This is a genomic window from Aequorivita marina, from assembly GCF_031631895.2.
GTDB lineage: Bacteria > Bacteroidota > Bacteroidia > Flavobacteriales > Flavobacteriaceae > Aequorivita > Aequorivita marina.
In genome coordinates this window covers 499976-522108 of record NZ_JAVMBW020000001.1, presented here as the reverse complement: position 1 = coordinate 522108, position 22133 = coordinate 499976, and the positions used below count along the sequence as shown (strand labels likewise).

18 protein-coding genes are annotated in these 22133 nt (G+C 39.3%); 15 read left to right on the top strand and 3 right to left on the bottom strand.

Annotation, left to right across the window (positions count from 1 at the left end):
* Positions 1 to 21 precede the first annotated feature (21 nt).
* Positions 22 to 1578 carry an AbgT family transporter gene (locus QPK98_RS02370; RefSeq protein ID WP_310991398.1) on the bottom strand — a complete coding sequence of 519 codons (1557 nt, stop codon included), beginning with the start codon at positions 1576 to 1578 and terminating at the stop codon, positions 22 to 24.
* Positions 1579 to 1845: 267 nt separating this feature from the next.
* Here QPK98_RS02370 and QPK98_RS02365 point away from each other — a divergent pair, with 267 nt between their 5' ends.
* The 7 genes from QPK98_RS02365 (at position 1846) to paaZ (ending at position 9517) form a co-directional block, all read left to right on the top strand.
* Positions 1846 to 2283 (top strand): PaaI family thioesterase, encoded by a 438-nt coding sequence (locus QPK98_RS02365; protein WP_310991735.1) that lies wholly within the window; start codon positions 1846 to 1848, stop codon positions 2281 to 2283.
* A gap of 292 nt (positions 2284 to 2575) precedes the next feature.
* Positions 2576 to 3901, top strand: a complete 1326-nt coding sequence (gene nhaA, locus QPK98_RS02360) for a Na+/H+ antiporter NhaA (RefSeq protein WP_310991397.1) — start codon at positions 2576 to 2578, stop codon at positions 3899 to 3901.
* A 112-nt stretch (positions 3902 to 4013) separates the two neighbouring features.
* Positions 4014 to 4871 (top strand): KPN_02809 family neutral zinc metallopeptidase, encoded by an 858-nt coding sequence (ypfJ, locus tag QPK98_RS02355; protein WP_310991396.1) that lies wholly within the window; start codon positions 4014 to 4016, stop codon positions 4869 to 4871.
* A gap of 149 nt (positions 4872 to 5020) precedes the next feature.
* Positions 5021 to 6232: a 3-oxoadipyl-CoA thiolase gene (gene pcaF / locus QPK98_RS02350; RefSeq protein WP_310991395.1), complete on the top strand. Its 1212-nt coding sequence runs from the start codon at positions 5021 to 5023 to the stop codon at positions 6230 to 6232.
* A gap of 210 nt (positions 6233 to 6442) precedes the next feature.
* Positions 6443 to 6688 (top strand): ribbon-helix-helix domain-containing protein, encoded by a 246-nt coding sequence (locus tag QPK98_RS02345; RefSeq protein ID WP_310991394.1) that lies wholly within the window; start codon positions 6443 to 6445, stop codon positions 6686 to 6688.
* Positions 6685 to 7017 carry a type II toxin-antitoxin system PemK/MazF family toxin gene (locus tag QPK98_RS02340; RefSeq protein WP_310991393.1) on the top strand — a complete coding sequence of 111 codons (333 nt, stop codon included), beginning with the start codon at positions 6685 to 6687 and terminating at the stop codon, positions 7015 to 7017. Before QPK98_RS02345 ends, QPK98_RS02340 begins: the two co-directional genes overlap by 4 nt.
* Before the next feature lie 4 nt (positions 7018 to 7021).
* Positions 7022 to 9517, top strand: coding sequence for a phenylacetic acid degradation bifunctional protein PaaZ (gene paaZ / locus QPK98_RS02335; RefSeq protein WP_310991392.1), 2496 nt, complete (start codon positions 7022 to 7024; stop codon positions 9515 to 9517).
* Positions 9518 to 9988: 471 nt separating this feature from the next.
* On the opposite strand, the gene QPK98_RS02330 is transcribed toward paaZ, so the two are convergent.
* Both QPK98_RS02330 and QPK98_RS02325 read right to left on the bottom strand, forming a co-directional pair.
* On the bottom strand, positions 9989 to 10426 hold the full coding sequence (locus tag QPK98_RS02330) for a transposase (RefSeq protein WP_310991391.1): 438 nt from the start codon (positions 10424 to 10426) through the stop codon (positions 9989 to 9991).
* Between the two features lie 541 nt (positions 10427 to 10967).
* A complete protein-coding gene (locus QPK98_RS02325; protein WP_310991390.1) occupies positions 10968 to 11957 on the bottom strand; it encodes a bile acid:sodium symporter family protein in 990 nt (329 codons plus the stop codon).
* A 224-nt stretch (positions 11958 to 12181) separates the two neighbouring features.
* On the opposite strand from QPK98_RS02325, the gene QPK98_RS02320 reads away from it, so the two are divergent.
* The 8 genes from QPK98_RS02320 (at position 12182) to QPK98_RS02285 (ending at position 22096) form a co-directional block, all read left to right on the top strand.
* A complete protein-coding gene (locus QPK98_RS02320; protein WP_310991389.1) occupies positions 12182 to 12937 on the top strand; it encodes an enoyl-CoA hydratase/isomerase family protein in 756 nt (251 codons plus the stop codon).
* A gap of 99 nt (positions 12938 to 13036) precedes the next feature.
* Positions 13037 to 13405 carry a four helix bundle protein gene (locus tag QPK98_RS02315; protein ID WP_310991388.1) on the top strand — a complete coding sequence of 123 codons (369 nt, stop codon included), beginning with the start codon at positions 13037 to 13039 and terminating at the stop codon, positions 13403 to 13405.
* 51 nt (positions 13406 to 13456) lie between these two features.
* Positions 13457 to 14062, top strand: a complete 606-nt coding sequence (locus QPK98_RS02310) for an acyltransferase (protein WP_310991387.1) — start codon at positions 13457 to 13459, stop codon at positions 14060 to 14062.
* A gap of 459 nt (positions 14063 to 14521) precedes the next feature.
* Positions 14522 to 15838, top strand: a complete 1317-nt coding sequence (locus QPK98_RS02305; protein WP_310991386.1) for a dihydrolipoamide acetyltransferase family protein — start codon at positions 14522 to 14524, stop codon at positions 15836 to 15838.
* Positions 15839 to 16057: 219 nt separating this feature from the next.
* Positions 16058 to 18202, top strand: a complete 2145-nt coding sequence (locus QPK98_RS02300) for an alpha-ketoacid dehydrogenase subunit alpha/beta (RefSeq protein WP_310991385.1) — start codon at positions 16058 to 16060, stop codon at positions 18200 to 18202.
* A gap of 342 nt (positions 18203 to 18544) precedes the next feature.
* Complete coding sequence (locus tag QPK98_RS02295) at positions 18545 to 20155, top strand: tetratricopeptide repeat protein (RefSeq protein ID WP_310991384.1); 1611 nt, start codon at positions 18545 to 18547, stop codon at positions 20153 to 20155.
* Positions 20156 to 20330: 175 nt separating this feature from the next.
* Complete coding sequence (locus tag QPK98_RS02290) at positions 20331 to 20489, top strand: hypothetical protein (protein WP_310991383.1); 159 nt, start codon at positions 20331 to 20333, stop codon at positions 20487 to 20489.
* Positions 20486 to 22096 carry a T9SS type A sorting domain-containing protein gene (locus QPK98_RS02285; RefSeq protein WP_310991382.1) on the top strand — a complete coding sequence of 537 codons (1611 nt, stop codon included), beginning with the start codon at positions 20486 to 20488 and terminating at the stop codon, positions 22094 to 22096. The genes QPK98_RS02290 and QPK98_RS02285 overlap by 4 nt, the downstream gene beginning before the upstream one ends.
* The last annotated feature ends 37 nt before the right edge of the window (positions 22097 to 22133 follow it).

Here is a 22133-nt window from a genome sequence, read left to right as displayed (position 1 = left end):
TATTTTAAAAATTGCTATCTATTATAGCAAAGCATAATCATAACTTGACTGTAGCCCTAGCGGGATTCCAGCTGCCCAATATAGCAATAGGAATATTGTCCATAAAATAAAAAAGGCTATGGAGTATGGAACCATGGTCGATACCAAGGTGCCAATTCCCGTACCTTTAACGTATTTCTGGCAGTAAACTACTACCAATGGAAAATATGGCATCAGTGGAGTGATAATGTTAGATACGGAATCTCCCACCCTGTAGGAGGCTTGTGTAAGATCTGGTGAAATGCCCAATTGCATTAGCATCGGTACCATGATAGGAGCAATAAGCGCCCATTTTGCTGAGGCGGAACCTATAAAAATATTTACAAAGCCGGTTAAAATTATAATTCCAACAATGGTTATTTGGGCGGGCATGTTTAAAGCTTGTAAGCCTGAGGCTCCTTTTAGAGCTAGTAAGGCTCCAAGGTTAGATTTTGCAAAGGCATCGATAAATAAGGCGCAGAAAAACGCCATAACAATATAATAGCTCATACCACTCATAGACTTGGTCATGCTTTCAATAATGTCTTTCGAGGTCTTAAAAGTTTTAGACATAAGGCCATAAACAACCCCAGGGATTAGGAAGACAATAAAAATAATCGGAACAATGGACTGCATCAAGGGCGCTGAAAAGGATGTTATTTCCCCTTGCGGATCACGAAGGGCAGAATCTGTAGGGGCTGCCCATAAGTAAAGTCCCACTAAACCGAGAATCATAGCCAAGGTAGCGGCATAAAAAGATTTTTTCTCTTTTTTGTTCAAAGCACCCATGTCTACTTCTTCTCCTTCTTCAACCGAAACAGGGACTTTTCGGAGTCTGGGCTCAACAATTTTATCTGTAATGTACCAGCCAATAAGCACAATAAGAAGTGTAGATGCCGAAGTGAAAAACCAGTTGTTTAGAGGGTTTAGCTCAATAGTAGGATCAATAATTCTGGCAGCAGATTGCGTAAATCCTTGTAGTAAAGGATCTATACCAGAGGGAACAAAGTTGGCGCTAAATCCTCCAGAAACACCAGCAAAGGCAGCGGCTATACCTGCAATTGGATGTCGGCCGGCAGCATAAAAAATGATGCCTCCCAGCGGAATTACCAAAACGTAACCTGCATCGGTTGCGGTATGTGATACAATAGCTACCAAAATTAGCATGGGCGACAGTAGTTTTTTAGGCGTAACCTGCAACATAGATTTTAATCCGGCATTTATAAAGCCTGAATGTTCGGCAACGCCAACGCCCAACATGGCTACTAGAACTATCCCTAAAGGCGCAAAACTGGTAAAAACGCTTACCATACTGGCAAGAAATTTAGCTAGGGCTGCACTAGTAAGCAAATTATGAACTTCAATAGCAGTGCCTGTGGAGGGGTCAATTTCGGTAAATTCCATATTGGAAAAAACCGCGGATAATACCCAGATAAAGAGCATTAGTACAAAAAATAAAATAGCGGGATCAGGAAGTTTATTTCCTATACGCTCTACGGAATCTAGGATCTTGGTTACAAACCCTTTTTTTTCTGAGGTGGTTACTTTTTCTGTTTTCATGTTATTTAAGTAAAAAAGCTGAAAATACTCTAGATGATATTTCTGAGCTCGTTAATCCAATTAGCTGGAAATTAAAAAAAGGACTAACATACAATTATTTCTTAAATTTTCTTGACTTAGCTACTTCAGAAAACAAAATGAATAAAAAATGGAGCAAGTTTTAGAGCTTTAAATTGCTTCTAGGAGGATATTCGTTTTTGGGAACGAAAAATTACTTTATTTTTGAAATCCATTGAAGGTCTTTCTACTTTCACATTAACTAAGGATATGACTGAAAAAGATACAAATCAGAAAAATTTTAAAATCCAGCCCGAAGATATTCCTGTTAAAATGTTGTCTTTAGACCCTTTCAGTTCATGGCTTGGAATTGAAATATTAGAAGTTGAAAAAGGAAGGGCTAAACTTGGCATGCGCATAAGAAAAGACATGCTAAACAGCATGAACAAAGCCCATGGCGGAATTGCCTACTCCCTTGCCGATACAGCTTTTGGTTTTGCCGCAAATACCCATGGCAAGTTCGCTGTTTCAATAGAAACCTCCATAAACCATATAGAAGCTTTGAATGAAGGTGATTATTTAACCGCAGAATCTGTTATTGAAAAGGTTGGAAACAAATTGGGGTTTAATATTGTTGAGGTAAAGCGCGAAGACGAGCTGGTAGCGCTTTTTAAAGGTGTGGTATATCGAACTTCAAAAGATTGGTAAGGCGATTATAGCCTAATCTACCTTTTTAGAGAATTTTTGGTAATGCCTTAGTAACTGCAATAGCCGTAAGTTTATCAGGTAAGTTTCATATATTGCCGGCTTAACTTTATTTTAGCTTAAAGCACCCAAGAAACGATCTAATTTAAATAAAATCGATTCAATTTAAAACAGTAAGATTTCAAGAAAATCAAAAAATATCAAAGCTAGAAGGACGCTTTTGGTAAGCCTTAACATTTAGAGATGCGCTTTTTGGTAATTTTGTTTAAATTCTTTTTAACTCCCTATAATTAGCATGCCGAAAAAATATTACCCCATAGACCGAATAAAAAAACCATTTGTTAGATTAATGAAAGAGGAGAAGTCTGCATCTCTTGTTTTAGGAATCAGTATTCTTGTGGCATTTGTTTTAGCCAATTCGCCTTGGCATGAACAATATCATCATTTCTTTGAGCATGAATTCGGGTTTCAGTTTGACGGAAAACCATATTTAGAATACAGTATTTCTGAATGGATTAATGATGGGTTAATGGCTATGTTCTTTTTTGTAGTTGGCCTTGAGCTTAAAAGAGAAATTGTGGCGGGAGAACTCTCAGATATCCGGAAAGCCATGCTGCCCATTGCCGCAGCCATAGGCGGAATGATTGTTCCTGCTTTAATTTATTTTGCTTTAAACCCAGTTGGAGCTGTAAATACCGGTTGGGGAATCCCGATGGCTACAGATATTGCTTTGGCGCTCGGAGTAATTTACCTTTTAGGAAATAGAGTTCCCATAGCGCTAAAAGTGTTTTTAACAGCCTTGGCTATTGTGGATGATATTGGTGCAGTTTTGGTAATTGCATTCTTTTATACCTCGAGTATTTCATTTTTAAACCTGGCGGTAGGCTTTGGATTTTTGCTGTTGATGTTTATCGGTAATAGAATGGGGGTAAGAAGTATAATCTACTATGCTATCATTGGCATTGTAGGGGTGTGGACAGCATTCTTATTGTCGGGGATACACGCCACCATCGCTGCGGTACTGGCCGCTTTTATGATTCCTGCCGAAGTGCGGATTAAGGAAACCATTTACATTTCGAGAATTAAAAAACACTTGCTTCAGTTTACCCGTTCAGATCCTAATGATCAAGTTCCGACGGTAACGTCAGAACAATTGGAGATTTTAGGGCGTGTAAATGCCGATACAAAAAGGGCTATGCCGCCGTTACAAAGATTGGAGCATGCAATGGTTCCTTTTGTGAATTTTATAGTGCTTCCTATTTTTGCTTTAGCAAATGCTGGGGTTACGGTTTTTAATATTGAAGTAGAAAAATTGTTTAACACAAATGTAGCGCTTGGGGTTGTTTTAGGATTGTTACTAGGGAAATTAATAGGTATAGTTGGGTTTTCTTGGCTTGCGGTAAAATTGAAAATCTCATCTTTTCCGAAAGGCATGAACTTAAAATCTCTTGCTGGTTTAGCGCTCTTGGCGTCAATTGGGTTTACTATGTCCCTTTTTATAACACAATTGGCATTTACCCATGAAGAATTTAAAACCCAAGCAAAAATTGGAATCTTCGTAGCTTCTATATTTGGTGGTGTAGTAGGGTATCTAATTTTGAAAAGAGAGTTTAATAAATAAAATTGTAATGGAAAAACTAAAGTTTAAATCCTAGTAATTTGTAAATTCACAGGATAAAAATTCGAGATGTAATTTTTTTATTAACCAATATTTACGCTATTAAACTTAAATTATGAAATGGAAAGGTAGGAGAAAAAGCGGAAACCTTGACGACCGTCGGGGAATGAGCAATAAAGGTAAACTTGCGGCAGGAGGCGGTGTTGTTGCTTTAATTGTAATCGCACTTCAGTTTTTTGGAGGTGAAACAGGGCAGCAGTTGGCTCCAATTGTTGAGCAAATTGGGAATAGTCGTACTGTTCAACAAACCGAACAACGCGAACTTACAGCCCAAGAAAAGGAAATGGGGAACTTTATGGCTACAGTTTTAGCAGATACAGAAGATGTTTGGGGTCAAATTTTTAATGAAAACAGTATAGGTCGGTATGAAGAGCCTACAATGGTTCTGTTTACAGATGCGGTAAGTACCGGTTGTGGAAATGCTACATCGGCTTCTGGACCGTTTTATTGCCCGGCAGACCATAAACTGTATATGGATTTGGCGTTTTTTGAGGAGTTAAAAACCCGCTTTGGGGCAAAGGGAGGCGATTTTGCCATTGCTTATGTTACGGCGCACGAAATAGGCCATCATGTGCAAACCCTACTTGGAACCTCACAAAAAGTAACTAAACTACAACGCCAAAATAGAAGTCAGGCAAACAGATTGTCAGTTGCACTTGAGCTTCAGGCAGATTTTTATGCGGGCGTTTGGGCACATTATAACCGAGAGTATTTGGAAGAAGGCGATATTGAAGAAGCTCTTAGCGCTGCTAACGCCGTGGGCGATGATGCCATCCAAAAAAGATCTCGTGGAGATGTTCAGCCAGATAGTTTTACGCACGGAACTTCTGAACAACGAATGAGATGGTTTATGAAAGGCTATAGATCTGGAGACATAAGGCAAGGTGATACCTTTGCGGAAATATTAAATTAATCTGCAAAGTGTTTCCGCCGTGGCGAACTCCAAGAAAATTTTAAATCAATAGATAACTTAGATTATTAATTAATAACTGAACTTCACTTTTCGACTTTGCCATAGGCATTCCTTCGGAGCGATTTCAGTTTCAACTTTAATTTCATTTTATGGAAGCATATATAATTGACGGCATACGAACTCCAATAGGAAACTACAGAGGTGCATTGAGCACGATACGAACTGATGATCTGGCTGCTTTGGTGATTGCCGAAATTGTAAAACGAAACCCAGATATTCCGAAACAAGCTTATGACGATGTAATTCTTGGTTGTGCCAATCAAGCAGGAGAAGACAATAGAAACGTTGCACGAATGGCCTCACTTTTAGCTGGCTTGCCTGTTACAGTTCCGGGCGAAACGGTAAATAGGCTTTGTAGCAGCGGTCTTTCGGCAATTATCCACGCCAATAGAGCGATAAAAGCTGGCGATGGCGACCTATTTATTTCCGGCGGTGTTGAAAACATGACGCGTGGGCCCTACGTGGTGGCTAAACCATCAAAAGCTTTTGGGTCTGACGCTAAAATGTACGATTCCAGTTTTGGGTGGCGATTTGTAAACCCGAAAATGGATAAAATGTACGGTACTGACGGGATGGGAAATACAGCTGAAAATTTAGTTGAAAAGTATAGTATTTCAAGAGAAGACCAAGATAAGTTTGCGTATTGGAGTCAGATGAAAGCATCCAAAGCTCAAGAAAATGGCAGATTGGCAAAAGAAATTGTTACGGTTGAAATTCCACAGCGCAAAAAAGATCCTATAAAGTTTTCAAAAGATGAATTTGTGAAACCAGCTACTTCATTAGAGGTGTTAGGGAAATTGCGCCCAGCCTTTAAAAGAGAAGGTGGAAGTGTTACGGCAGGGAACTCCTCAGGATTAAATGATGGAGCGGCTGCAACGATTATTGCTTCGGAAGATGCTGTAAAAAAATATAACCTAAAACCATTGGCGAGAATTGTGAGTTCTGCTGTGGTTGGAGTAGAGCCAAGAATTATGGGTATTGGCCCTGTAGAAGCTTCCAACAAAGCACTTGAGAAAGCAGGTTTAACCATGGATGATATGGATGTTATTGAGCTCAATGAAGCATTTGCAGCACAATCTTTGGCTTGTACCCGAGCGTGGGGGTTAAAAGATGATGACCCAAGATTAAACCCCAACGGTGGCGCCATCGCTATTGGGCATCCGCTTGGCGTAACAGGTGCTCGTGTTGCCTATTCCGCAGCGTTGGAATTAAAAGAACAAAATAAAAAATACGCCTTGGTTACAATGTGTATTGGCGTGGGGCAGGGATATGCAGCAATTATTGAGCGAATTCCTGCGTAGGCAGGAATCTCTGAGCGTTATTCGAAGATTGGTTTGTAGCTTTGGAAGATAGAGAGAGCGGATAAAATTAAGGTGAAATTTGGAATGTGTTTTTTTTGTTTCTAAGAAGTGAAGAGTCAACTAATTTATTTTAAACAGATAGTTGGATTAACAAAAATGTTTTAGGTTTTTATTCCAATATTATTTATATTTACGTAAAATAAATATAAAATGACAACATTTACATCATCGCTACCAGATAATCTTCTCAAAGATCTTGCTAATGCGGCAAAGGAATTGAAAATGCCAAAAAACAAAATCTTGGAAAAAGCGCTTACAATCTACCTTGAACATCTGGACAAGGCGGCATATTTAAAAAGCTACAAGAGAATGGCTGGCGATCCTGACATGCTTTTAATGGCCGAAGAGGGAATGGCAGATTATTACAAACAGCTAGAAGATATGGACTCCCAATGAAACAAAGAGAGATTTGGGAAGTGTATTTTGATCCTGTTTTGGGAAGTGAACAAGCCGGCCGTCGTCCGGCTTTAATAGTTTCAGGTAATTTGGCAAACAATAACCTGAATACTGTTATTGCTTGCCCTTTAACTTCCAACCTTAAGAACTATCAAGGCAACTTAATTTTGGAGCCTACGGAGAGTAACGGCTTATCAAAAATATCCGAAGTCATGACAATTCATATTCGTTCATTATCGAAAGAACGATTTCTGAAAAAAATAGGCTTCATTTCTAAGTCTGATTTTCAAACTGTGAAGGTTGGACTTGAAAAAATTATTAAATATTAATTCAATGAAAAAACTACACAACTACATTACAGGACAATGGATAACCGGAAGTGGCGAAGGAGTGCCTATGCACGATGCCATAACGGGAGAAGTCATTGCTCTTTCAGATACAAAAGGATTGGATTTTGCCGAAATACTTCAGTATGGAAGGTCTAAAGGCGAAACACTTCGGAAAATGACATTCCAAGAACGTGGAAATATGCTGAAAAAACTCGCTTTCCACTTGTTGAAAAAGAAAGCCGATTTTTACGAAGTCAGCTACAGAACTGGGGCAACCAAAGTAGATAGCTGGATCGATATTGAAGGAGGTATCGGGAATTTATTTGCCAATGCTTCCCTTCGAAAATTATTTCCGAACCAATCCTATCACGTAGAGGGCGATCCAATTGATTTGTCTCGTGGCGGTCGTTTTATGGCGCATCATATTATGGTGCCAAAGCGGGGGGTTGCAGTTCATATCAATGCCTTCAATTTCCCTGTTTGGGGAATGCTGGAAAAGTGTGCGGTAAATTGGATGGCTGGAGTGCCGGCTGTTGTAAAACCTGCAACAAATACTTCGTTTTTGACCGAAGCCGTGGTTCGTGAAATAATCGCTTCTGGGATTTTGCCCGAAGGCGCACTTCAACTTATTTCAGGCTCTGCCAGAACCATCCTGGACAGTGTAGAATCGCAAGACGTGGTTACGTTCACCGGTTCGGCAACAACTGGTAGAATGCTTAAAGCCCACAACAGAATTATAGAGGAAGCCGTGCCATTTACCATGGAGGCAGATTCTTTGAACGCTTCCGTTTTAGGGGAAGATGCTGTCCCCGGAACACCCGAATTCGACCTTTTTATTAAGGAAGTAAGAAATGAAATGACCGTAAAATGCGGACAGAAATGTACTGCCATTCGCCGTGTAATAGTGCCAGAAAATCTAGTTGAAGACGTTCAGATAGCCCTCGGAAAAGCACTTTCAAAAGTAACCATCGGCGATCCGCGCTTAAAGGAAGTGCGCATGGGCTCGCTGGTGAGTAGAGATCAGGTTCAGGAAGTTAGGGAACGCGTTCAAGAGCTGTCTAAAACTGCAAGTATTGTTTACGGAGATTTAGATAAAATTGATGTAATAGGTGCCGATGCTAAAAAAGGTGCTTTCTTGGCCCCGATTTTACTTCGCGAGGACAATCCGTTTAAAAACCTAGCCGTTCACGAAACCGAAGCTTTTGGTCCCGTGAGCACGATTATGCCGTATAAGAATTTAGACGAAGCCATTACTTTAGCGCAAATGGGGAAAGGCTCCTTGGTTTCTTCCATTGCTACAAATGACGATAAAATTGCGAAAGAATACGTTGTTAATGCAGCTTCTCATCACGGACGAATCTTAGTGCTAAACCGCGAAAGTGCAAAAGAAAGTACCGGTCATGGCTCTCCGCTTCCAAGCTTGGTGCACGGTGGTCCTGGACGTGCCGGTGGAGGTGAAGAAATGGGCGGAATGCGTGGTATAAAACATTATTTGCAGCGTACCGCAATTCAAGGTTCGCCAACAACTTTAACCGAAATTACTGGCATTTATCAAGCCAATTCAAAATATAAGGAAGCCGATAAGCACCCATTTGCCTATCATTGGGAGGATATTGAACCGGGAATGTCGCTAAAAACCCACAAACGAACACTTACAGATTCAGATATTATCAGTTTTGCAAATCTAACTTGGGATCATTTTTACGCACATACCGATATTACTTCTCTTGACGGAAGTATTTTTGAAAAACGAACCGCCCACGGCTACTTTATTATTGCAGCAGCAGCAGGATTGTTCGTTTATCCTAATAAGGGTCCGGTAGCAGCAAATTACGGTTTGGAGGAATGTCGTTTTTTGCGTCCACTTTATCATAACGATACCGTTTATGTACGATTGACATGTAAGCAAAAAGTAGATCGCGATGTGGCTTCGGCAGAGCATCCCAGCGGAATCGTAAAATGGTTTGTAGAAGTGTTTGACCAAGAGGATGAGTTGGTTGCCATCGCCACAATCCTTACAATGGTTCAAAAAAAGCAAGCGGTTTTTGTTGAAATGACCGACGAAAGTATTCAGGAGGCTTTAAATAAGTTAACTGAAAATACTTCGCCAAAATGGGGCATTATGACGCCACAGCACATGTTGGAACATTTGGAATACACCTATAAAATTGCTTCAGGAGAAATTCAGGATTTTGATATTGCCACTCCAGAAAAGATTTTAGAAAAGGTTCATGCTAGTTTATACAATTATGAGAAGTTTCCGCACAATTCTCAGTTTCCAGAACTCGAAAAAGGGAAGTTGGATACTTTAAAACATCCAGATTTGGATACGGCTAAAGAAAAGTTTTTGAAGGCGCGTGAAGCTTATTTGAATTACTTCAAAGAGAGCCCAGAAGCTAAATTACAAAATATGGTTTTTGGTGAATTGAATAAATATGAGTGGTATTTAATGGAGCGAAAACATCTGAATCATCATTTTGAGCAGTTTGGATTAATTTAATTTATACGTAACGAAAGTTATAGGGATAATGTGGCTAAAGCCACGTTCTTGCGCAGGTTTGTTGACCGTCAGCTAAAGCAGACGGTAATATTGTAGCCTTGACGTTGTTTACTTGAACTTGCCTCGAGTATTCAGACTAGAATTGCCGTTGGCTTCAGCCAACGGTAAATGATTGTGCACATAAGGCTTTAGCCACATACAGTTAATCTTTGTGTATGAAGTTTAAAAATTCGATTTTTCCTGTTGGGTTTCTTTTAGTTTGGGTTGCATGCTGCTAAGGCCACGCTCTCGCGCAAACTTGATTACCGTCAGCTAAAGCAGACGGTAATACTATTAATTTGTTGTTAGGACGTTTTGATTAGAATATTGCTTTAGGAGGGCTAGAATTGCCGTTGGCTTCAGCCAACGGAAAAAGAGATCAGTTAAGCCCTGAGCTTTAGCCCCATTTTCTTGTTTACATAAATGCTTAAACTATCCTTTTATCACTGTCCAATTATATTTTTTCATAAAAAGATCAATTTCCTCAGAGAAAGTCTTTTTTTTATGATGCATTTCTTGGCTTGAAATATATTTCCTGAGTGCGTCAAGGTGACTTTCGCTTACACTAACAGCCCAATAATCATCTTGCCATTGAAAATGCGACTTTATTAGATTTTGCTTATTGAGCCAGTTTGAACTTTCACCTTTAATGAGTTGTCCAACCTGGCTAATGCATTGATTTTTTCCTAAGGAAATCAGGCAATGCACGTGATTGCTATAGCCGCCCACGCAATCCATCCAGATGTCTTTTTTCTTGGCGTTTTCAGCTATATGAAGAAACATTTGCTCTCGAATATCCAAAGTTGCGAGAAATGCCTTTCTGTTTTTAGTCGAAAAGACCAAATGTACCCAAATCCTTACCCAGCTCATATTAGGTTTTTAAGGTTATAGGGTTGAAGATAAGGGAATTAAAATTAATTGATGTGTTTTTATTTTAATAACAGTGTCTAATTTGTTTCGTTTTGTTGAATTTCCTTCTAATCAAAGTTTAAATGTGGCTAAAACCAGGTTCTCGCGCAAGTTTGTTGACCGTCAGCTAAAGCAGACGGTAATACTATTAATTTGTTGTTAGGACGTTTTGATTAGGATATTGCTATGGGAGGGCTGGAATTGCCGTTGGCTTCTGCCAACGGAGCGAGAACATTTGAGCCATCATTTTGAGCAGTTTGGGTTAATTTGATTTATCCGTAACGAAATTGACAGGGGTAATGTGGCTAAAGCCACGCTCTTGCGCAAGTTTGTTGACCGTCAGCTAAAGCAGACGGTAATATTGTAGCCTTGACGTTGTTTACTTGAACTTGCCTCGAGTATTCAGACTAGAATTGCCGTTGGCTTCAGCCAACGGTAAATGATTGTGCACTTGAGGCTTTAGCCACATAACGCACCTAGATAGATATAGATTTTATTGTAATCATGTTGTTTTATTCCCTTCAACGGATTGCTTGCCTTTCTTTGTAGCGATTACACTAATTATCAATATCTGGAAAGCGTGATAAAGCATAAGTGGAAGAAGAATAATTCCAATAATATTAGTTTGCCCGAAGAGTGCTTCTGAAAAAACGGTACCATGAACCAAAGACTTTTTGGTGCCGCAGAATTGATTTGTAATCCTATCGGCGTGATTAAAGTTTAACAATTTGCCAAACCATCCCGTAAGGGAATAAACAATAAAGAATAAAACTAAAACTACGGCTACAATTGCAAGCATTTCAAGTATGGTGATACTGCTAAAAATATTATCTTCAAAAGACTGGACAAAGCTTTTATAAATTATCAAAAGAATGATAAACTTATCAAAAAGGCTCAATTCTCTTTTATGCTTTTGTGCCCAACTACTTAGATATTTCCGAAGTAAAAGTCCGAGGATTAACGGAATTACAATTTCGGTTGCCAATTGTCCGTAGATTGCTGAAAAATCAAAAGCCACTGTGGTTTGTTTTATAAATGGCATCATCCACAATGGCGTTAAAATAATGCCTATAATTCCAGAAATACTAGCGTTAAAGATAGCTGCTGGTAAATTTCCTTTAGCCATTGAAACCATAACGACAGAGGAAGATACCGTAGATGGTAATGCTGCCATAAATAGAAATGCCAACCAAAGAAGCTCGTATGAGGTGTCTTTAAACACTGGGAAAAAAGGCAGAATTAAGAGTGGAAACAATATAAAGGTTGAACTCTGTACGGTAAGATGGAGCCGCCAATTTTTAAGTCCGTTTTTTATCGCTTCAGAATTAAGGTTCAGGCCATAGAAAAAGAAAATAAGTGAAATTCCTAGACTGGTAATTAAACGCATTGGCACGGGGCTATCTGAAGCTCCCAGTTGAGGTAAAAAGTAAGCCAGTGTGATACTTATTACAATAGCAAGCACAAACGAATCAATCTTAATTTTATTTAGCATGTGGCTCTTTTGCGGCAAAGATAGAAGCGTTTTGGCATTTTAGAAAGATAGAATGGGTTGAAAATAAATTTTTAGCGATAATAGGTCAATTTATAAGTTTGGAATCTAGCCATAAATACAATATTTTGGTAAACTGCGTGGTTAAAGTGTTTAAATCAACGGGAAAAGTCTATTAAAATGAATAAATTGTCGCCAAAATAAAAACCTTAGAATTAGTATTGAATATGAACGAAGCATACGTAAAACAAAGCACAGAAAACGGAATCGCGACCATTGAATTTTTTCACCCGGCACATAATAGTTTGCCAGGAGCGGTATTGGCAGATCTTGCCAGTACAATTACAAAAACTGGTAACGATAAAAATGTAAAAGTTATAGTTCTAAAAAGTGGTGGAGACAGAACTTTTTGCGCCGGCGCTAGTTTTAATGAGCTTATAAGTATTAATGACGCCGAAACGGGAAAAGTCTTTTTTAGCGGCTTTGCGAATGTGATAAATGCAATGCGTAAGTGCCCCAAGTTTATTATAGGAAGAATTCAAGGGAAGACCGTTGGCGGCGGAGTAGGAGTGGCTTCGGCAACAGATTACTGTATGGCCACTAAATTTGCGGCAATCAAATTGAGCGAACTGAACATTGGTATCGGTCCTTTTGTTGTGGGCCCAGCAGTAGAAAGAAAACTAGGCACTAGTGGTTTTAGCCAAATAGCAATTGATGCTAACAGTTTTTATGATGCCGAATGGGCAAAGCAGAAAGGCTTGTACAATCAGGTGTACGAATCAACTGAGGAGTTGGATGAAGCCGTTCAGAAATTTGCTGAAAATTTATGCAATTACAATCCCGAAGCTATGAAAGAGATGAAAAAAGTCTTTTGGAACGGTACGGAAGATTGGGATGAGCTGTTGGCAGAAAGAGCCGTAATTTCAGGAAGATTGGTGCTTTCAGAATTTACAAAGGAGACCTTGAAGCGATTTAAAAAGTAGTGGGTAGTGGGTAGTGAGTGAGTGGTGAGTGGTGAGTGGTGAGTCGAAAAGCTGGCTTTTCTTTGAGTAAGGATTGATGAAATTATTATTTTTATAAATATGAAAAGTAACTATTATTTTAAATTTGAAGATTTACAAGTTTATCAAAAGGCAATTGATTTTGGAGAGTTTGTGAATGAGCAAGTAGAGGGTTTTCCTAATCACGAAATTTATAAATTATCATCACAGTTTATTCGAGCAGCAGATTCAATAGCTTTTAATATCGCAGAAGGTTCTGGAAGTAGTGATATAAATTTTAATCGTTATTTAAAAATGGCATGGGACAGTTCACACGAATGCGTAGCCGCTTCTACAAAAGCTAGATTAAGAAATTATATAACTTTCGAAACAGATGAAGAAAACAGAAAACGATTAACTGAGCTTGGTAAAATGATTTCATCCTTACGAAGGCACTTAAAAAACAAATAGACAAGTTCACCTCTCAAAGCAAAGCGGTCTCACCACTCATCACTAAAAATTGTGATTTACAGTTTCAAAAACCATATTCCAGTAATCCATGAATCTAGCTTCGTTCATCCCTTGGCGGCGGTTACTGGTAATGTCATTATTGGCAAAAACTGCTACATTGGGCCAGGCGCTGCTATTCGTGGCGATTGGGGCGAGATTATTCTCGAAGATGGAGTAAATGTTCAGGAAAATTGTACCATCCATATGTTTCCGGGGAAAAGCATTGTGCTAAAGGAAAGTGCGCACGTGGGGCATGGTGCCATAATTCACGGCGCAAATTTGGGTAAAAACTGTTTGATTGGTATGAACAGCGTGATAATGGACGATGCCGAAATTGGCGATGAATGTATCGTAGGTGCAATGAGTTTCGTTAAGGCTGAAACAAAGTTTCCAAGAAGGAAGCTGATTGTTGGTAATCCGGCGAAGGCCATCAAGGATATTTCTGATAAGATGATTGCCTGGAAAACGGCCGGTACGCGACTATATCAGCAATTGCCCGGCGACTGCCATGAAAGTCTACGGGAAGTGGAGCCTTTGCGTGAAATACCGAAAAACCGACCAAAACAGGAAGATTTTTATAAAACTCTTAATGATTTCCGTTCGGAAGGAAAGGAATAAATCATTAGTACAAAAACCCGAATAGCCATAACGGAATTGTCGTTGCTGTACCAAACTCAATCTGGTCGCGGACGATAAAGACATTTTGACTGTCTGAAAGCTGCTTTCCAGACTTCGATTTCCCGCTGATTTCGAAAAGAATTTTTCCATTCACTAAAAAACCACCTTTTTCAGCTAAATGTACGGTTTCGTCTTTTGATACTTGATTCGCAAAAAATGTTTCTCGTATTGCCCCGATGTTAAAATTCTTGCCGTTCGTTTCATATATAACCGATCTAAATTACCGAATGCAACTATTTTGTTCTTTTTATGAACAAAAAAATATAAATAATGTTCTTTTTAAGAACAAAATCATTGAGCTTGAATTAACTTAACCTCCTTCCTTAGCACAAAATAATTGCGTATTTTCGCTAAGACGAGTTATTCCACTAAAATAGGCATTAATAGATATAATATTTTATGAACGAAACCGAGTTTAAGTTACCCAAAATGGGTGAGAGTATAACAGAAGGAACAATCATTGAATGGCATGTGAAGGAGGGTGATTCCTTTGAAAAAGGCGACGTTCTTGTGGAGGTTGCAACAGACAAGGTTGATAATGAAGTGCCAGCACCCGCTTCAGGAAAGATGGTAGCGCATAAGTTTAGCAATGGTGATGTGGTACCGATAGGAGAAGTAGTTGCAATCTTAGAAGTTTCAGAAAAAGAGGGTTCAAAAAAACCAGATTCAAAACCGTCTAAAACAGCGAAGAGTTCAAAATCCAATCTTGCCAAGCGCAGTTCAAGTGCATCAATCAAATCAGTTTCCCCCTCAGGTGCAAAGGGGACATCCTCAAAAGCATTTAAGGTAAATGAAAATATATTTATTTCGCCATTAGTAGATGCCATGGCGCAAAAAAACCACATTAGCTATGAGGAACTTGCGCGAATTCCTGGAACCGGAAAAGACGGCCGTTTACGGAAAAGCGATGTTTCAGAATACATAGAAAACGGGAGGCCATTCAAATTTGCGCAGCCTGTTGCAGAAGCATCAGGGTTTCAAGTTCCCGATTTAAAATTTGACAAAGGAAAAGGCAAAATCGTGGAAATGGATCGGATGCGTCAAATGATTTCTGACCACATGGTTTTCTCTAAACACACTTCGCCTCATGTAACTGCTTACGTGGAAGCAGATTTGACCGATATGGTAAACTGGCGCAATAGCAATAAAGTGGCTTTTCAGAAAAAATACAATCAAAAACTCACCTTTACTCCGCTGTTTGTTGAATGTGTTGCCAGGGCAATTGCCGACTTTCCTATGATAAACTCTTCGTTGGATGGGAAAAATATAATCGTAAAAGAAGAAATAAATATTGGGATGGCAACGGCACTTCCTTCGGGGAACTTAATTGTTCCAGTTGTAAAAAATGCAGATAAAAAGAACTTAAAAGAGCTGGCGGAGACCACAAACAATTTGGTGGCAAAAGCTCGTGACAATAAACTAAAAGGCGACGACACCAGTGGAAGCACGTTTACCATAAGTAATGTTGGAACCTTTGGAAGTTTGATGGGAACTCCAATTATCAACCAACCCGAAGCTGCAATTCTGGCAACGGGGATTATTAAAAAACGAGCTGAAGTAATGGAGCGTGAAGATGGTGATACAATTGAAATTAGACATATGATGTATCTCTCGCTTTCTTTTGACCATAGAATAGTAGATGGTTATTTGGCAGGTTCATTTTTAAGGAGAATTGGGGATTATATGGAGCAGTTTGATTCTGGTAGAAAAATTTGAGATTGTTCTCCTGCAAGGTGTTGATCGGGTTGTGGCAGCAAATTAAAACCTCCTTGTAGGTTTTAATTACAGGATAAGTTCATAATACCTACAAGGTTTTTGAAACCTTGCAGGATCGTAAATGGATTAAGGATATCGAGCGCAGAATTGTAAAATATCAAATTATGAAGTACTAATAACTTTTGATTACTCCGACATTCAATATTGATAAACAGTGATATGAAAATTAAAAAAGATATATTAAAAAAAGCTTTTAAAACCCTCGTAACTGCGAAGGCAATGACCGAGATTTATGAAGCCAATTTTAAAACCGTTTCAAAATACGTACACGCAACTTCGCGTGGGCATGAAGTAATACAAATTGCTGCTGGAATGCAGCTTCTGCCGCAAGATTATGTGTTTCCGTATTATCGGGATGATTCAATTTTGTTGTCCATTGGGATGACCCCATATGAATTGATGTTACAAGTTCTTGCCAAAAAAGATGACCCATTTTCAGGTGGGCGAACGTATTATTCGCATCCGAGTTTAAATGATGTGGACAAACCAAAAATACCACACCAAAGCTCTGCTACGGGTATGCAAGCCATTCCTGCAACGGGAGTTGCAATGGGGTTTCATTACCGCGAAGGTGATAATCTCTTTAACGAAGGTCAGCCTTCGAGAGATTCAGAAGCTAAGAACGTAAAGAACCCGAGTTATTATTATGATTCATCGGTTCATTCTAAAGATTCTCGCCTCAGTGGGAATGCTCCGATTGTGGTCTGCAGTCTGGGCGATGCCTCCGTTACCGAGGGTGAAGTAGCCGAAGCCTTTCAAATGGCGGTATTAAAAAAGCTGCCTATTCTTTATTTAGTTCAGGATAACGGTTGGGATATTTCGGCCAATGCGGAAGAAACCAGAGCTCAGGATGCCTATGAGTATGCCAGAGGCTTTAACGGTCTGGAAGCAGTAACTATTGACGGAACTGATTTTGAAGAGAGTTACAATACGCTAAAGGATGTAATTTCTAAAATTCGAACTGAAAGAAGGCCGTTTTTAGTACATGCAAAAGTTCCTTTATTGAATCACCACACTTCTGGCGTTCGTATGGAGTTTTATCGCGATGATCTGGATGAGGCTAAAAGGCGGGATCCATATCCAAAGCTTAGAAAACTATTGCTTGGTAATGGTTTCGAGGAAAAAGAGCTAGATGAAATCGAAACTGAAATTGAAACCGAAATTCAAAAGGCGCTCAACAAGGCGATGAATGCTGAAGATCCGAAACCTGAGGATTTATTTACGCATGATTTTGCACCTACTGAAATTACCGAGGAAGTTGGCGAAAGGAGTCCAAAAGGAGCCGAGAAAGTGGTAATGGTAGATTGCGCGCTTTCGGCAGTTGAAGAAATTATGCGCAAACACCCTGAATCGTTGTTGTATGGACAGGATGTGGGTGGAAGACTTGGTGGTGTTTTTCGTGAAGCAGCAACCTTGGCCCAAAAATTTGGCGACAATCGCGTGTTTAATACACCTATTCAAGAAGCATTTATCGTTGGAAGCACGGTTGGAATGAGCGCCGTAGGTTTAAAACCTTTTGTTGAGGTACAATTTGCCGATTATATCTGGCCTGGTCTTAACCAGCTTTTTACCGAAGTTTCACGAAGTTGTTATCTTTCTGAAGGAAAATGGCCGGTGTCAATGGTACTGCGGGTTCCTATAGGTGCTTATGGCAGCGGTGGCCCTTATCATTCTTCTTCAGTGGAAAGTGTGGTAACGAATATCCGCGGACTAAAAATCGCCTACCCCAGTAACGGAGCCGACTTAAAAGGGCTGATAAAAGCGGCCTATTACGATCCAAATCCCGTTGTTATATTTGAGCATAAAGGTCTTTATTGGAGTAAAGTAAAGGGCACAAAAGGCGCAACTTCCGTTCTGCCAGCAGAAGATTATATTTTACCCTTTGGAAAAGCTTGGGTGCTTCAGGAAGTCTGGAAACAAGATGATACCGAAACACTTTCAATAATTACCTATGGAATGGGCGTACATTGGGCTATGAATGCTTCCGAGGAACTTGGAATGCAGGACAAGATTGAAGTTGTAGATTTAAGAACCTTGCATCCGTTAGATTATGAAACGGTTTTTAAATCGGTTAAAAAATGTGGAAAATGCCTAGTTGTAACCGAAGAACCTTCCGAAAACGGATTTAGTAGAGGGCTTCAGGGACGAATTCAAGAGGAGTGTTTCCAACAACTGGATGCTCCGGTTATGTTAATTGGATCAGAAAACATGCCTGCCATTCCACTTAATTCCACTTTGGAAGAAGCCATGATTCCTTCTACGGAAAAGGTGAAAAATAAGATTTTGGAGGTTTTAGGGTATTAAGTAAAACTTTGGGATGTTCATTTTTCACCCCTTAAGTTCAACTAGTAAAATACAACTTTTGGCGAAGTGATAATTTTTTCGAAAAACTTCGATTATACATAGGGAATTATTTACCCTCTGCTACCTAGAATTTGTGTTTTTTTCTTGTAAGAGCCTAAACGTAAGTGGTAGATTCCATTAACAAATTATAAAATTAATATGCTGCATGAGTTTGGAAAAACTTACGACTGCAGTTGGCGTCAAAGTTATTTGGAAAATAGATGTTATAGATTGGTATACTAAGTTTCAAAAACTGTCTGGATTTAAATAAATTTACAACCAGTTGTAATATAAGGCCTATATATGTTTTTACGTATCATATTTATTTTGCTTTTTTTGCAGATGGCGAGTGCTCAAGAACAACTTCCCGCATTGCTGGATAGTTTGGCGCAAACAAACTCCAATATAGAAAAGTCCAGGTTGAGCCTTAAAATAGCTTCACAATTGGCCAGTACAGACTGGGAGAGATCGCTTGGGTATATGGATGTTGCAAAAACAAACGCTTTGAGGTCTGGCTCTGATAAAGTCATTGCCGATTATTATATAGGGCTTGCTGAAATCTATCAAGCTAAGGATGCGCTGGATATTTCGCTTGAGCATTACATAAAGGCCTATGGGTATTATGAATCACTTCCTGTTAGTAAAGCCCGGTATAAACTTGAGAATAGCTTGGCAATTGCCTATGCACGTACTGCAAATCAGGAAAATGCACTGCACTATTTTCAGAAAATCTACCGGTATGATGAAACTAAAAAAGATTCGACGACTCGCGCTACGCTTCTGAACAATATGGGGCGGGTGTGGATGGATAAAAACCTGGATTCGTCCTTGTATTACTTCAACCGGTCATTGGAACTGACCAATGGAAATGAAAGCCACAATTTAGGGGTTTTTCTCTATACTAACTTAGGAAGGTGCTATGTACAAAAGAATGACTTAACCTGCGCAAAAAAATATTTTAATCAAGCTCTAAACGAGATAGACACCACGGCTTACAATTCAAATGTGGCTTGGGTCTATAATGAACTTTCAGAATTCTATATAAAGGAAAATAAGATAGACTCATCATCTTTTTACGCGCGAAAGGCCGTAAAAATTCTAGATAGTATAGCTCCCTTTGGCTTTGAGCAATATAGAGCAGTTGGGCTCCTATATAAATCCTACCTCGATGAAGAAAATTTTGAGAGTGCCTCAAGTTATTTTGAGAAATACCTCGCCATATCCGATAGCCTTAATTTAGAAGACAAAAGAGTAAATGTAGAGCGCTTATTGATTGAGGAGGAGTACAAAAATAAAGAGAAAATACGGGAACTGGAAGATAGTAAACGACGGGCCAATAATTATATCCTTTTCTTAGCGCTTCTAGCGCTACTGCTATTTTTAGGAAGCCTTGTCTATCGGTATCACAATAAACTGAAACGTGCTAAGCTCGAAAAGCAATTGGTTACCGCGAAACAAAAGGAACTAAGTGCTAACCTGCAGCTAAAAAATAAAGAATTGGTAGGTAAGGCAATGATCGAAATGCATCGGACAGAAATTATTGAGGATATTTTGAAAGACCTAAAAGAGGTCAAACTTAAAGCGGCTAAAAAGGAAACACAAAAGGCCATTGATTATATTGCAAAGCGATTGAAACGAAATACCTCGAGTGATATTTGGGAGGAGTTTGAATTGCGTTTTGAGCAGGTTCATGAATCCTTTTATAAAAACCTGTTAACAAATCATCCAGGTCTTACACCACGAGAAAAACGTTTATGTGCTCTTTTGAAGTTAAACCTTACCTCCAAAGAGATTGCGCAAATTACGGGGCAAACTCCAAAATCTATTGAGAATGCACGAACAAGATTGCGTAAAAAACTAAATATCACTAATTCCCAAACTGATTTGTCTGCTTATCTTTCGAGTTTTGATTAAGTTTTTACTGCTTTTTCTATTGAAATAAATGGTTCACATACAGCGTGTTGTGGTTTGTTGAGTGGGTATGCTATGGTTAGCTTTTTGTTGTGAGTGTTTTTGATATGAACGAAAATTACGACTTTAAATATTAACGTTTTACTTTTGAAGTGTTTTCCACAATCAATGCTTTGCTATGAATAAAAAATCAATTTCAAAAGAAAAATCGCATTTGGATAAAATGTTGGATGATAACTCTGACAAGAAAAATGCTTTGAAAAAAATTATTCGGGAATTGGACAAAGAGGAGAACAAAAACAAAACACGAAACGAAACTAAAAACCCAAAATCATGAAAAAAATTAGTACAATTATCTGTTTTTTATTAATGTTCAGCGCCAGCGCTCAATGGACGAGTGATACTGCTGTAAATACCCTCGTTGCAGAGTCGGGAGAGCTTGATGTAATGGCACGAGGTACCACTGATGGACAAACCTATGTTGTATTTTGGAAAAACGTGGACGCTCCAACCAACATTGAATTACGCCTTCAGGTTGTGGACGCCGATGGAAACCAAACTTTGGGAGAAGATGGTATACTGGTAAGCGATCAATTGCCAATGAGTTCATTTACGGTACTCATGACCGCCACTGTAGATGCATCTGATAATCTTTATATTGGGACCACCGGAACAGGAGGTGGAGAACCTGCCTACGTGTTCAAAATGGATATCGACGGAAACCACCTCTGGGGTACCAGCGGAATTCAGGTTGGTAGTGGTAATGTGGTTACCGTTCTGCCTCTTTCTGATGGTAATGCGATAGTAGGATGGCTCGGATCGGCGGGCGGACTAATGCAGAAATTTGATGAAAACGGTGATGCTATTTGGGATGCCGACATGCCTATTGAACAGGGCGGGAGCGCAACAGTACCCGCAAATTTATTCGAGCTTTCTGATGGCGACTATATAGTTGTTTTCCACTCCTTGCTTTTTGGTATCAATTCTAATCTTTACGCGCAACGTTATGATATGGATGGTAATGCGGTTTGGGCAGACCCCGTTCAGTTGGCAGATCGAGCTACCGCTTTTAATCGATCTTACCCAGGAGTGCAGGATGGCGATGTAGTTTATATGGGGTATTTTGCTGCTGAAGGACTCCGTTTCGATTCGTTTTTACAGCGAATAGATCCTGATGGTAATTTACCTTGGGGCATAAATGGTTCCGATTTTGATGTAAACCAAACGAACTATGAAATGGAAACTGAAATCGCTTTTGAATCTGGGTCGCAGCATATCTGGGCCGTTTCTACCTATAGAAATGAAAACCAGAGTGAACGAGGTGAGTATGTCCAAAAATTTGACAAGGACTCTGGTGCGCGAGAATTATCCGAGAATGCGAAGGAGGTATTTTCCATTGGTTCTAATAAATCACATTCAGGAGCACTTCGTCTTAGAAATGGCACGCCACTTTTTGTTATGTTGGCAGGAGAAAATAACGGCGTAGCACCAGTAACTTTAAGTGTCGTAAATCTTGATCAGAACGGAGAGTTCGCTTGGGCAGAGGAAACCCGCCCCGTAGCCACTTATTCTGCTAGTAAGAACCGGATTAGCTTTACAAAAGAAGGGAATATGCAAAATGTTGCTGTTTTTTCCGAAGATAAAGGTGATGGAATGAAGATTTATGCCCAAAATGTAATGGATGATACCGCTGGAATCGATTATTTTTCTGATAGCAACGTGTCGTTTGTAAACCCGATAAAAAATGAAATGCTTATAAAAAGTAATTCATCTATGGAAGCAATTTCAATATACAATGTGTTGGGACAGCAGATAATTAACGCCAAGTTCAACCGAGAAAACCAAATTGAAATTAACACAGAAAACTGGACTTCAGGAATTTATTTTATGAATATTTCTACAAACGAAGGAGTAAAGAAGGGAATAAAATTGATAAAGCAGTAATTACCTCTAATTCTTTAAAAAAGCCTTCCTTTTAAAA

What these genes read in the sequence shown, in the direction of transcription:
- nhaA (WP_310991397.1), top strand. Translation starts at nt 2,576, where the DNA reads ATGCCGAAAAAATATTACCCCATAGACCGAATAAAAAAACCATTTGTT.
- QPK98_RS02345 (WP_310991394.1), top strand. Translation starts at nt 6,443, where the DNA reads ATGACAACATTTACATCATCGCTACCAGATAATCTTCTCAAAGATCTT.
- QPK98_RS02320 (WP_310991389.1), top strand. Translation starts at nt 12,182, where the DNA reads ATGAACGAAGCATACGTAAAACAAAGCACAGAAAACGGAATCGCGACC.
- QPK98_RS02300 (WP_310991385.1), top strand. Translation starts at nt 16,058, where the DNA reads ATGAAAATTAAAAAAGATATATTAAAAAAAGCTTTTAAAACCCTCGTA.
- pcaF (WP_310991395.1), top strand. Translation starts at nt 5,021, where the DNA reads ATGGAAGCATATATAATTGACGGCATACGAACTCCAATAGGAAACTAC.
- QPK98_RS02365 (WP_310991735.1), top strand. Translation starts at nt 1,846, where the DNA reads ATGACTGAAAAAGATACAAATCAGAAAAATTTTAAAATCCAGCCCGAA.
- QPK98_RS02295 (WP_310991384.1), top strand. Translation starts at nt 18,545, where the DNA reads ATGTTTTTACGTATCATATTTATTTTGCTTTTTTTGCAGATGGCGAGT.
- QPK98_RS02305 (WP_310991386.1), top strand. Translation starts at nt 14,522, where the DNA reads ATGAACGAAACCGAGTTTAAGTTACCCAAAATGGGTGAGAGTATAACA.
- QPK98_RS02290 (WP_310991383.1), top strand. Translation starts at nt 20,331, where the DNA reads ATGAATAAAAAATCAATTTCAAAAGAAAAATCGCATTTGGATAAAATG.
- paaZ (WP_310991392.1), top strand. Translation starts at nt 7,022, where the DNA reads ATGAAAAAACTACACAACTACATTACAGGACAATGGATAACCGGAAGT.
- QPK98_RS02330 (WP_310991391.1), bottom strand. Translation starts at nt 10,426, where the DNA reads ATGAGCTGGGTAAGGATTTGGGTACATTTGGTCTTTTCGACTAAAAAC.
- QPK98_RS02340 (WP_310991393.1), top strand. Translation starts at nt 6,685, where the DNA reads ATGAAACAAAGAGAGATTTGGGAAGTGTATTTTGATCCTGTTTTGGGA.
- QPK98_RS02285 (WP_310991382.1), top strand. Translation starts at nt 20,486, where the DNA reads ATGAAAAAAATTAGTACAATTATCTGTTTTTTATTAATGTTCAGCGCC.
- QPK98_RS02325 (WP_310991390.1), bottom strand. Translation starts at nt 11,957, where the DNA reads ATGCTAAATAAAATTAAGATTGATTCGTTTGTGCTTGCTATTGTAATA.
- QPK98_RS02315 (WP_310991388.1), top strand. Translation starts at nt 13,037, where the DNA reads ATGAAAAGTAACTATTATTTTAAATTTGAAGATTTACAAGTTTATCAA.
- ypfJ (WP_310991396.1), top strand. Translation starts at nt 4,014, where the DNA reads ATGAAATGGAAAGGTAGGAGAAAAAGCGGAAACCTTGACGACCGTCGG.
- QPK98_RS02370 (WP_310991398.1), bottom strand. Translation starts at nt 1,578, where the DNA reads ATGAAAACAGAAAAAGTAACCACCTCAGAAAAAAAAGGGTTTGTAACC.